This is a genomic window from Stenotrophomonas sp. YJH_SMC_105-26, from assembly GCF_059368915.1.
This window is the reverse complement of record NZ_JCAFSD010000009.1, coordinates 66,275-78,315: the sequence shown is the minus strand read 5'-3', so window position 1 is coordinate 78,315 and position 12,041 is coordinate 66,275. Positions and strand designations below refer to the sequence as shown.

Below are 12,041 nucleotides of genomic sequence, written 5' to 3'. Positions count from 1 at the left end.
TCGCTGCAGCTCTGTCAGACCATGCCTTGAGAGGCCATCGAGACCACCTCATGGCTGGTGACAACGAAATGGTCCAACAGCCTCACGTCCACGGTGTCCAAGGCAGCCTTCAGCCGCGCCGTGACTGCCCGATCTGACGCAGAGGGCTGCAAGCTACCGCTTGGATGGTTGTGAGCCATGAGTACCGCCGATGCATTGTGGGCAAGTGCCCTCTGAACCACGATCCGAGGATGGACCTCGGCTGCATCAATCGTCCCTGAGAAAAGCCGCTCAACTGCGATGAGCTGGAACTGCGTGTTGAGAAAGGCAACCTCGAAATGCTCGCGGTTTTCGCCTCCCAGACGTAGCCGGAAGAACAATGCACCCTGGGTTGCTCCTCCCAGCACCTCCCCTGGCAACGATGCCCGTTTCTGCAGGATCTGCAGCGCCCTCGCAATCGTCCTGTCCTCACGTACCCGGATCCTGCTCTCCTCCTCATTGGATCCGGCCCCTAATGTGGTCATGTGATAGGCCTGCGCTTCCATCAGGCCACCAACTTCATCACTTCATCCCACGCGCGCTGCTTGAGCTGAGCTCCAGCACCGAACCATGCCGCATCACGGCGGTGATCATCGCTACGAGCTCGTCGGTGGTGGTCAACGTACTCCGTGACGCTGTTGAGTACGCCCCAGGCCGTTGCACGGCTGGAAGGCAACAACGCGCCTCGACCGCCGCCCTCATACAGGGCACGGACACTGGCCAGCGCCTGCTCGTTGACGACCTCAGCGGTGGTGCCCTGGCCTTGGTAGGTAAGCACCCGTCGCAACAGACCATCGACCGTATCGGGGTCAACTGGACGGTCACAGATGGCTTTCATGCGAGACACGAAGTTGTCCCAGGTCGAGACGGTGATCCCCAACTGGCGCTTCACAGCATCCGGGTCGAACTGACTGCGGTGCGGGACCTTGATGGCTCCGCTGCTGTCTCCCAGAGCGATCTGTAAGGTGTTGTTGCACACCACCCGCACCGAGGTGAACTGCGCCGTGGTGGCCAACGTGCCGTCACAGGCAGTAGCAAGCAAAAGATAGCCATCCACCCGGTCACGCCCCTTCAGCGACGTGCTCTGGCCCGTACGAGCCATGGCCCAGAACTTCTTGCCACCCTTGAGCACACCCGCCGTCTCCAGTTCAAAGCCACTGTGCTGCGTCAGATTACGGTAGAACTCCAGGATCTCTCCCGGCTGGACCACCTTGAACCGCTTGGAGACGACTGCCAACGGCTCCCTGGTATCGGAGCGATAGAGCACTTTCTGCTCCGGGAAGGAGTGGATGGCACCGATGGCATTGCTACCCGTGATGAAGCGGACCTCGGAGTCCTCGATCTGCCAATCCATGCCTGCCTGACGCTTCCAGACCTCAATGGGCTGTTGCTGTTCAAGCTTATTGCCCAGACCGTGCCACGGCTTAGCACCGGCATAGGCCATTGTTTCAACCAGATGCATCGTATTTTCCTCGCTTCTTACGGCACAAACGCACAAGGCCCGGACGATGCCGGGCCTTGTGCGTATGCCAATGCAGTATCAATTAAAAGGGTCGATGTCTTCACTGCCCGAAGACAGAGCACATCGAGCAACCGCAGCGATGATGGATGCTGCGACGACCAAAACACAGTACAGACAATCGGATCTTTCTTTCATACAGCCATATCCAAAGCAGATGCATCATCGCGGAGCATCTACACGCGAAGCCAGCAGCCGCCAGCCTCATCAAAATGATATGTGCTTGAGATTTTTTACAATCATATTAATAAAATTAAACTGAATTTCTTTTATGGAAAATCAGGTCAAATATTTATTCCAACCCTGAATATATCAACCTTGGTCTCAAGACATTTACGCAAACTGAGATCATTTACGCCTACCTCGAACCACCCTCCGGGCTTTTGGAAGAAGTCCAACCCCCGGCCAATCTTGATCACCCAGCCGTTGTCGATACGAATCTCTCGGTCGTGCATGTTCGGGTTCAACTTCACTTCCAGCTCGACATCCAATTCCAGCAGGCTCTGCTTCAACTCATCGAGCTTCTCAGCGATGTCGGCCAACTGGGTCTTATCGTCGTAGCCGGTGATCAGGCTGATCTTCTTCACGGTTCCAGCCTTCAGCACCGTTTCGCAGAAGCGCACGAAATTCTGAATCTGGTGTTGCAGACGAATGTACGGATCTTCGATCACGACAGACTTCGCGCCTTGGAGGTAGGGGCCGAGGATCGACTCATAGCTGTACCCGGTGTCGCCATAGAGGATGGTGAAGTGCTGTTCCTTGAGCTCGATCGGTGACGGCCCAACCGCAATCGAAGCCGGGGCCGGTGATACCGGGGTCGGGCCCGCTGGAGTCTCCAGTGCAGCAGGTGCCGCTTGTGCAGTGGGTTGCACTTCGACTGCCTCAGTCGGCTGCCCATCCGCCTGATTCAAGCGACGGCGAGCTGGCTCCTGTGTTGCCGATGCATCTTTGGACTCAGGGCAGAAGACCACCACCTCCTCACCGCTGGCCTTGAAGTAAGACAGATTGATCCGGGCAAACTCGTCATCCGGTTTGCGCTTGTTCATCTGCTCCTTGACGCGGCGGCGGCACTCCGTGGCATAGGCCACGTATTCCTCGAACTCCTCATCCGTCGGCGGCCCGTTGGGGTGCAGCACCTTCAAGAATGCACAGACGGTCTTCTTGATACCTTTCTCGTCGCGCCCCTCGATTGATTTACCGAGCCGAATGCGCTTGCTCACTTCCTCATACCGATTCGTGTGCTTGAACTGGTAGTGGAAGGCCTCGGCCAAATAATCAGTGATGAAGCCGTAGTTGCTGGTCAGGAACTCGCTGCTGTTCTTCGGCATCTCCCAGCCTGGAATGTACGCGGCGAAACGGTCCATCACGGCCAAGTCGAGCTCTGGCGGCAACGGCTGGAAAAGATCGTGCTCGTTAGAGTTGACCACCTGCTGCACGGACACGTCGATGTTGCCAACGAAGCTCAAACTGGCATCAGCAATAACCTCAGCCCCGCGCGAAAAGCGCCCGTTGGCCATGAAGTCCTTCATGATCTGGATGGTGTCCGGATCGCGCACTTTGATCCCGCCAACCTCGTCAAAGGCAACCGTGTCCCAGAAGCCAACCAAGCCCACCTTGCGGCGCGCGTTGTTGTAGAACAGCGTTGCCTTGGTCGCTTGGCCGCCCGAGATCAAGGTGGCGTAGGGCGAGAATTCACTGAAGAAATAGGACTTGCCGGTGCCGCGTGGTCCCAGCTCGATGTAGTTGTAGTTGGGCTCAACCAGCGCAGCCAACCTGGCGATGAAGTGCATCTGCACGCGCTTCGAGAGCTTGCTGGGTTCCAGTCCCACAGAGCGTAACACCGCCGCGAGCCACTCATCACGCGTGAATGCCCCGCGCCCCTCTGCATAACGGTCGAAGTCAAAACGAGTCAGCTGGATCGGCCGCAGATCCTCAATGGAAAACGCATAGTCGTCTTCATCTATGTCGTTGTGCGCCAGGGTCACCTCCGCCCAAATGCCACCTTCCAGCAACCTGTCGTTGTCGCGGTAGAATTTTTCACCAATCGCGATGCGTTGCGAGTTGAAGTTCTCCAGCGATGCCCAGTGGCGCTTTTCTTTTTCGACGTAACGGACATGGACCTTGTCGATGAAGCGATGCTTGCCCTTGGTGGCGACCTTGGACTGCGCGGCGTTGGCCTCGTCCGGCCTAACGTAGTTCTCCTGCAGTGACGACAGCACGGCCTCCATGCCAGCATCCATCTCTGCCTGGTCATTGCTGGCGCAATACTTGGCAAGGAGGAACTCCAGGACGAACGTCGGGACGTTGGTGCCTTTTTTGATTCGATGCAGCAGGTCTTTGCGAAGCACCTTGCCGTCGAATGTGGCGTTTAGTTTTTGGTCGAGTTCGTCCATAGGGCTCATTCCGTATAGTCGGTTTCAAGCGCCAGATTGCTGTAGGCAGCCAGAGTCGTTGGGTTCAGCGCTTTGACCGAGAACTTGCCTCTGAACTCATCATCCATTCGCAGCGCAATCTGCTTGCGCTGGCCTGGCATCAGGGTCAAAGTTCTGGTCGCGGGGTTCACATCGCCACCTGGGCGCGGCTCTCCCACCACATTGCCCTTGCTGTCTTGCGCTTCCAGCAAGATCTCCACGCTCATGTCTTGCGAGAACATGTCGTCGGCCACCAGTATCACTTCGATGACCGGCAATCGCGTAGTTATTCGTTTGGCGCCGTTCTTGTAGCTCAACTCCACCACCACCTTGCGCAGTTCCGCATGAGCAGCGGTATCCAACCTGGCCACCAACACCGGCACAACGGCCTCGGCCAGGGATGCTCCGCCGTGGAAATACAGGTGCCCTGAGCGATAAGGCGCCATGCTGCGCGGTAGTGCCACTTGGGTGAAATCACCGCGAATGCCGACCTTCTCTGCACTGACAACCAAGCTGTGACCATCCGCTGTGCCGTCGCCCAGCATCATGCGGTCATGGGCATTCACCGGCCACTTGCCTTGCGGTTTCACGCATACATCGCCAGCTTCTGCTTGCGCGTTCAGGAAGAAGCCGTGGTCGGTGACGATGACCGCCTCTTTGAAGCCCATGCCACGCAGCTTATGCAGTGCCACGCGGATCAGCTTCAGCGTGCCAGGGATCAGCCCGAGCGTTGTCTCGGGGTTGCTTTCCAGTTGGCTGTCGATTTCCGTGGAGCGCAGCACCAGCAGGTCGACGGTTTCGGCAATCTTTGGCTTACCGCGAACAAAGTCGTTCAGCGGCATTTCCGCGAAGCGGTCGCCATACAGCTTGGCCAGCACACCCATGCGTTGCGGGACATTGCTCACCGGCGCGCCCGCCAGCTTGGGCACCAGGGAATCGTTCTCCAGTGATAGGGTCAGCCCCGTGCGTGCGCCAGGCAGCAAGCTCGCCATGCCCACCAGGGTGATGGTCGGAAGCTGCGCATAGGCCGCTTGCAGTTCGACGGGACCGTCTTCCGCCAGCAGCTTTTCGAGGGCCACGCCCAACTCGTAACGCAGGGCGTCCACCATCAGGTAGGCCACTTTGCGTCCGCTTTCCTTGAGTCGATCAGCCACCAGCCGATCAAAGGCATCGGCATTGGCCAGGCGCCCAGTGGGTGGCCAACCGGCGGACTCAACGTGCTTCACAAACACGCCCTGAACCTTCTCTGCCAAACGGCGATAACGCGCCCGAGCTTGGCTGATCACTTCATGCATCAAGCCATGCGGGTCGAGGAAGTCGCCCGCCGCTTGTTCGAACTCGCGCTGCAGACGATCTGCTTCACGCAGGCTGCCCAGGTAGAAGTCGATCAGCTCCGCTTGCGAGCGGGCGTGATCCGGTAGCTGGCGCTCAAAATCGTCGCAGGCCTCAACCAGGCTCAAGCCAGACCGCACCAGCTCCCACTGGGCCTGGCTTTCGCCCTTGCCGAGCCATACCGAACTCTTGTGGCGGGTCAGCACACGGCGCGTGGCATCGGTGTCACCGCTGATAATGCCCTTGATCGCAGTGCGCAGGAAGGTCCGCTCTTCGAAGGGGAAGGTGTCGCGCTCGCCCAGGTCTTCAATCGCACCGCACAGATCGGTCAGGTTGAGCTCCGCCTCGGTGGTCTCGGCGCGCTCGATGTATATCGCGCGTGACTTCGGGTCGCTGCGCAGACGGTCGCACACATCCTCGACGATGGGTTTGGCTTCCATCGGTGCGTGCGGCACCCCCTTCAAGGTGTCCGGCAATGCCACCGGCAAATCAAACACGAACTCGCTGAACAGCACGTAGCGCCACAGCTCATCCGCCAGGGCGGACCAGGTCTTGCCGCGCGTTTTCACGCTCAGGCCCAGAGTGGCTCGGAGGAAATCACGCGCCTCTTGCACCCAGCCTTCCTGCCCCTTGAGCGCCTCGGATTGACTGGCACTCGGGGCCAGCAATGCGGCCAGAATCTCGCGGCCGGACTCCACCCGCAGAGTGGCTCGCAACTGGGGCCAACTCACACCGCCGCCAATGGCGTCAATCACCGCATACTGCGGTCGTGGTTCGCGCACAAATAGGCTTCGAATTTCTGTCGCGTAATCTGGCTTAGCACGCAGGCACAGGCTCAGGTACTCGTCGCCATCGTCTTGCGGGAACACCGCGCCGCATTCTGCGTACAGCGCGAATGGATCAGCTTGCTTTTGCTCGTCTGTCTCTGGCCGCTTGGAGGGAACATAGATCAACACACCTTCCAAGGGCGCCTTGGGCTGTCCTACATCGCGCAGCGCCAGCAGCGCTGCCTCGCGGCTTTCGATGCTGCTTTCAGACGCATCTACCACCCGCACCTTGTCAGCCGCCAAGTCGAAACACAGCTCGCGGTAGCGCTTGTCGGCGTCATACACCACCAAGGCGCCAGCTTGCTTCAGACGCGGCCGCAGTACGCTTTCTCGAATGAATTCTGCAATCGTCATTTGTCACCCCGCAGGCTCAGGATGGACATCACCTCCTTGAGCATCTTGTCTGTTCGCGCCGTAATGGCGGCCTCGTTCCAATCATCTCGGCTGGCCAAGTCGGCATTCAGGTACAAGCCGTTGCGGTAGCCAATGAAATCACCCTGATCGTTCTTGCGATCGCGCTTCTTCAAGAATTCCATCGTGCCGAGCTTGGAGTTGTAGCCACTCAGGGTCAGGTTGCCGAGCTGGTGCGCACAGCGCTCGCGAATGGCAGCCGCAGTGCCTTTCTGGTTCCCTTCGAGCATCGTCACCCAGCCCGGCCCCAAGTTTTCGGTCTTCGGCAGGATGTGTTCGACGGTAAAAACGGGGCGATCATTGGCGTCATGCACCCCCAGGTCGCGTTTGTTTTCACGGGTTTGGTGTGTCTCTTCCAGCTTGCAGAGCATGAACCGCGTGGCGTCGTAATTCTCCAGGTACACATCGCCCTTGAGGCGCGACTCGCAAACATCCTGCGGGGCTGCCCGTCCCAGCAACCAATTACTGCTCTGCTGGATGAAGCCGTCCAGCGCCGTGATCTCGCAACTGCGAATCTGCGTCAGCAGGTGGCTGACCAGTTCCATGAACATCGGGTCGAGTTCACGGGTCGGCGGCATATCGGTGAGGTTCCGCCAAAAGAACCACTTGGTGAGCAAAGCGGCCAAGCGGCTCAATGCGTCGCCCTCATTCCACTTCTGGCTCTGCGCGACCTGGCTGGCCCACAACAAGAATGCGTAAGCCGGCGCGGCTCCTAGGCGCTGCAGGTCTTGCAAGGCCGCTGCGGCAGCGTCGCCCCATTCCGCGCGTGCAACCATGGGATTGAGCAGCGCCGAGTAGGTTTTGCCCTTGGCCTGAAGCGCACCGAACAGCCAGACCGGTCGCTTGCGCAGCAGGGTGTCGTAGATGGTGATCAGGTTCGAGCGCGTGGCGCGGGTACAACCTTTGACCTCGACCCGCTTGAGGTACTTGAACATGTTGTAAAGCTGGCGCAGGAAGCGCTCCTGCACCGCCGGGTCGGGCAACAGGTCGATCAGGTCTTTCCACTCGTCAAATGCCCGGTCGATGCCATAGTCCGGACGCTTGTCCAACTCGGCCAGCAGGTTGTTCTTGATGATGTCGATGGCCGAGAGCGGGATACCCCGGTTGTTAATCGACTCGAACAACATGAATGCGTCGGAATGGCTGCGCACCTCGATCTTGACCAGCATGGCCGCTTTGAGCTTTTCCAGCAGGGCCAGTGCGCTGTCCTGGCTCAGCCCTTCCAGTCGCTCACAGAAGTAGCGGTAGGCGCGCGCAATGCGGCGGTTTCCGAAATTGCTCAAGCCCTTCGGCGCTTTCACCTGCTTGGGAAACAGATCGCTCAGCACCTTCTGGAAATCTGTCTTGTTCTGCGCTTGCTCGCTGGGCTCCAGACGCCACTGGCCAGAAGTGCGGACGAAGATGCGGCTTTCCAGGTTGTCCAGCTCCACCAGCAGACGGCGATCCGGATTCGGAATGGCATTCAGCTTGTCGTAGAACGCACAGAACAACAGGCTGATGGTGGTAAACCGCTGCTGGCCGTCGATCAGCTCAAGTCGGCCACCGGCCATGCCATCTTGCTGGGTGTTCACGCAGATGATGGAGCCCAGAAAGTGCCCACTTGGCGACTCCTCCAGGTCGTTGAACAGCGCGTCCCAGTTCTTGCCGCCCCATACATACTCGCGTTGGTACTTGGGAATGAAGAACGACGTGGTCCCATCGGGGCTGAAGTAGAAGCTGACCGGCAGCGCTTTGACGTCCTGAATCATTCATCGCCTCCGGTCTTCTTTCTGCCGCGCGTCTTCTTCGGCGCTACCTCGGGCTCGATGTACAAATCCTCCAGGCCATGCGCGATGGCGAGCGACTTGTCGGTCTTGCACTTCTCGCGAACGCGCTCGGGCCAGTAGTTCATGGCGAGCATCGCCCAGTCGTAGTCGCCTTTTTCCAGCTTGGCCCAGGTGTCTTTGAGCACCTTCTGCCAGGGCTTGTGGCGGAACAGCGGCCACAGCGGCGCGGCGCTGATCTGCACGCCATCATCGTGATTGGGCTTGTAGGTTGGCGCGAGCTTGAGCAGGGTGTCACGTAGCTCGATCAACTCCAGCTCGAAAGCTTGCAACGTCTCGAACTGCTTTTCGTCGTCACGGGTCCGAGCAGAACCCTTGTTGCGCAGAGCCGTCACGTCAGCGCCGACTTGTTTGAGCTTGGGTTCGACGAAGTCGTTGATCGCCGTATACAGTGTCTGGCTGCTGAGGCTGGGGTAATAAACCCACAGCGTGTAGCTGCCAGATGCGGTGGACAGCGGCCAGTAGATAGGCGCTTTGCGGCGGCTCTTGGTGTAGCGCTGCAGGTGGAAAGCAAAGAAATCCCGTTGCAGCCAGCGACGCACGTCTTCCGGCACCGCGATATCCACGCGAGCCAATACCTCCTCCACCAGACGCGCGAGGTCATGCGGGTGCCCTTGGTCGTCCACCAGGATGCCTTCGTGCACATGGAAGGGCGCGGCCCCGCCCGGCAGCATGCCTGGGCTCTTGGCAGGCAGTGGCTCGAAGGGTTCCGGCTCGGCAGGTGCGGCGCGCTCGCCGATGGCCAAGCGCCAGTCGAAACGGCCAAATGCCACGCCGACAGTCCAACTTAACAGGCCCGCCGTGTGGTCGCCCGGCGCTACGCGGTCTTCGTCGTCGGCCTCCTCGTCGAGGAGTTCGTCCGCTGCGCTCGCCGCCCCCTGGCTGGCCTGTACGGCGGTGCGGTCGGTATCGGAAAAGCCATAGAGGTCGAAGGCGATGGCGTCGATCTCAGCCTGAATGCGGGCAAGCTCTGCTTCAATAGCGGGAGGGTCGTAATCGCCCAGGCGAGAGCGCAGCGCGGCAGGCAGCGCAAACGCATGAGAGGTCTCTTCGATGGTGTCCAATGTGCGCTTGAGGGACCAGGCGCGGCACGACAATCTTGCCAGCTGAGATGATTGTGCATCTCCAATCGAGGGCCAGGGAAGCAACTGCAAAATACCGACGATAAACTCGGGGAACCCAAAGCGACCTAGAGCAACCTTAAAGAGATAATCAAAGGCTTGACTATTAAATAACGCCAGCGCTATCAATTCATCTCCCTCTGGGAAGAATGCGCAGTATCCACGGGCTGAAAAGCTACTTGCGCTCGCCAGTGCTTGAGGTGAAAAGCTTCGCGATCGCAGCGGCCACGTCAACCCCTTGCGACCGAAATACTCATTACCGTCAAGCCGTGTGCCAGCGATCGCCTTTGTTTGATAGCCAGCCCGCAACTCGCCCCCTTCATCCACCCATTTCAGGAGGAGCTGTTGGTCCGCATAGTAAGGTGAATGACTGCCGCCTTTTGCAAACGGCAACCACCCATCAGGGTTCATAGATTCCCACCATGCCCGCAGGAAACGATCGTCGTTTCCAGTCGTAAGCCCGTGTTTTACAAACCGGCCATCACACTCAAATCTGTCAAATTGGCTGAACTTTTCACGTACCTCTCCGCTCACCCAATAAGCGAATGGCGAGCCCGGTACTGCCCGGAACGATTCCGGCGCCACCTGAAATGACCGCGCATCACTCTGTCCTGTACGCAAGGCGCTGCAACTGGCCAGCAAATTAGTGGCTTTATCTTTATCCGCTAGCAGGCGTAGAAAGATTGTCATGCCTGTTTCTCCAATACATAGGCAGCAGCCTCGACCATTGCATCGTCCATTACTCCAAGCCCAAGGTCGGCCATCACTTCGGGGCGGGCAACGCCCAGCACCACATCCTCCCGCCACTTCTGAAAACTAGAGAGGAAGAAGCAAGTGCGCGATGTAATGGCGCCAATGCGCCCTCCAGAGCGCAGCAGTTCCAGGCCACGCTCGACCATGATGGCCAGCAGGTCGTTCTTGCTGCGCGGGTAGGCTTTGGCGAGCTGGTTCTTTGTGTTGGCAGCCAGTGCGCCAAAAGGCGGATTCATCACCACGACATCGAACACTTCACGGCATAGATCGATGAGCCGGAGACCTTGCAATGCGTCCTGTGCAAAAAGCCGCCCTTGGTAGGTGGATTTCGCCGCCTGGGCAAACTCGGTCAGCGCCTCACGCAGGCGCGCCTCCGCTTGCTGCCAGTTCTCTTGCTCCTGCGCAGCAAACAGGCCGGTGCCTTTGCCGACATAGACCTGGCGAATCAAGTTCGGCAGTTCGCGCTCGACCTGGAGCAGCACACCCAGCTCCGGCAGGCCCTTGAGCAGTTGCAGCGTCTTCTCGAATAGCTCGGCGTCGCGCTGATCGAGGTTGGCCGCAAACTGCTGGCGCAACTCACGCTCTGCCGGCGGCGCAATGGCGGCCACCACATGGCCCCGCCCGATCAGCGGGCGGTCTTTGGCCTTCACTCCTGCGTCGTGCCAAGCACGTTGCGCCCGCAGCCACAGCGCCAGCGAGGCGATCTGCGCGGCGCGCGGGTCGATGTCCACGCCATAGATATTGTGCTCGATGATCAGGCGCGGCACGTCGCACAGGAATGCCGCTTCGTCCTCATAGGTCTGGCTCAGTGGTTTGAGCGCAGCCTGGGGCTGGGTCGAGACTTCCAGCGAGCCCGGCCCGTGCTGTTGTTCCCAGGCCCAGGCCTCGCGATAGATCTCGGCAAAGAGATCGAAGGCATACAGGCCGAAGTGCATGGAGCCGCAGGCCGGGTCCAGCAGTTTGAGGGTGCGCGGGTCGCGCAGCTTGGTGGCTGCTTGAAGCGTTTCGTCGGGCTTGACCAGCAGGTACTGGCAGCGCTCCCGAAGGCCGGTGACCCCACCGGTCGCGTTGAACCAGAGACGCCCGAGGGTGTTGTCCACCAGAAACTCCACCACGTAGCGCGGAGTAAAGAACTGGTTGCGCACGGCCAATTCGCGGCTGTTGCGCGGCGCCTGGCTGGCATCGCGCATGGCTTTGCGCTCTTCTTTGGAGTTGAAGTACTGGTAGATCCAGCCGATGGTTTCGTCCTCGCTCCACAGTGGGGCGATGTCGGCATCGTTGATCAGGTTCAGCACTTGCAGCAGTGCCGCCTCGCGCGGGAACAGGCGGCCCTGCGGTGAGTAGCGGTCGAACAGGCCCGGCAGGTCTTGCGCGAGTTCATCAAACACACTGAACAGGTACACACGGTAGGCATCGCCGGTTTCACCCAGGCCGGTGCCGGCCAGTCGCGCATAGAGCTGAAAGCCCTTGGCCTGGAAGCCGTTGCCCACCGACTCGATCAGCAGCCCCCGCGCTTCCGCCATGCGCAGCGCTGCCAGGCGGTTGAGCACGGTAAAGGCCTGCTCGCGCACGATGCGATCCAGCCCCTGCATGGCGTTCATGTCGCCGCTGGCTGTGTAGTGCGCCAGGGTGTCGCGCAGGATGCGGGCAGTTTCGCGCTGCGCGTCGTTGATATGGCGCAGGCTGGCTAGCTCCGCCACGGTGCCCGCGTTGGGGTCCATGCCGTAGTCGTTCTGCAGCTGGCGGGTGAATTCCTCTTCCAGCACGCGGCGCGCGTCGTTGACGAAGCGCTGGAGGCGGTTTCTTGTTGTTTGGTCGAAGGCCAT

7 protein-coding genes are annotated in these 12,041 nt (G+C 59.6%); all 7 read right to left on the bottom strand.

Annotated features, from left to right (window positions below; translation table 11 throughout):
- Positions 1-14: 14 nt before the first annotated feature.
- On the bottom strand, positions 15-524 hold the full coding sequence (locus AC5P7F_RS17795; protein WP_004146430.1) for a JAB domain-containing protein: 510 nt from the start codon (positions 522-524) through the stop codon (positions 15-17).
- A complete protein-coding gene (locus AC5P7F_RS17790; protein ID WP_049450099.1) occupies positions 524-1,480 on the bottom strand; it encodes a DUF932 domain-containing protein in 957 nt (318 codons plus the stop codon). Before AC5P7F_RS17790 ends, AC5P7F_RS17795 begins: the two co-directional genes overlap by 1 nt.
- 341 nt (positions 1,481-1,821) lie before the next feature.
- Positions 1,822-3,930 (bottom strand): BREX system Lon protease-like protein BrxL, encoded by a 2,109-nt coding sequence (brxL, locus tag AC5P7F_RS17785; protein ID WP_032968948.1) that lies wholly within the window; start codon positions 3,928-3,930, stop codon positions 1,822-1,824.
- Between the two features lie 5 nt (positions 3,931-3,935).
- Positions 3,936-6,461 carry a PglZ domain-containing protein gene (locus AC5P7F_RS17780; RefSeq protein ID WP_004146427.1) on the bottom strand — a complete coding sequence of 842 codons (2,526 nt, stop codon included), beginning with the start codon at positions 6,459-6,461 and terminating at the stop codon, positions 3,936-3,938.
- Positions 6,458-8,266: a DUF262 domain-containing protein gene (locus AC5P7F_RS17775; RefSeq protein ID WP_004146426.1), complete on the bottom strand. Its 1,809-nt coding sequence runs from the start codon at positions 8,264-8,266 to the stop codon at positions 6,458-6,460. Before AC5P7F_RS17775 ends, AC5P7F_RS17780 begins: the two co-directional genes overlap by 4 nt.
- A complete protein-coding gene (locus AC5P7F_RS17770; RefSeq protein ID WP_032968946.1) occupies positions 8,263-10,152 on the bottom strand; it encodes a BREX-1 system adenine-specific DNA-methyltransferase PglX in 1,890 nt (629 codons plus the stop codon). The genes AC5P7F_RS17775 and AC5P7F_RS17770 overlap by 4 nt, the downstream gene beginning before the upstream one ends.
- On the bottom strand, positions 10,149-12,041 hold the full coding sequence (locus tag AC5P7F_RS17765) for an Eco57I restriction-modification methylase domain-containing protein (RefSeq protein WP_062607677.1): 1,893 nt from the start codon (positions 12,039-12,041) through the stop codon (positions 10,149-10,151). Before AC5P7F_RS17765 ends, AC5P7F_RS17770 begins: the two co-directional genes overlap by 4 nt.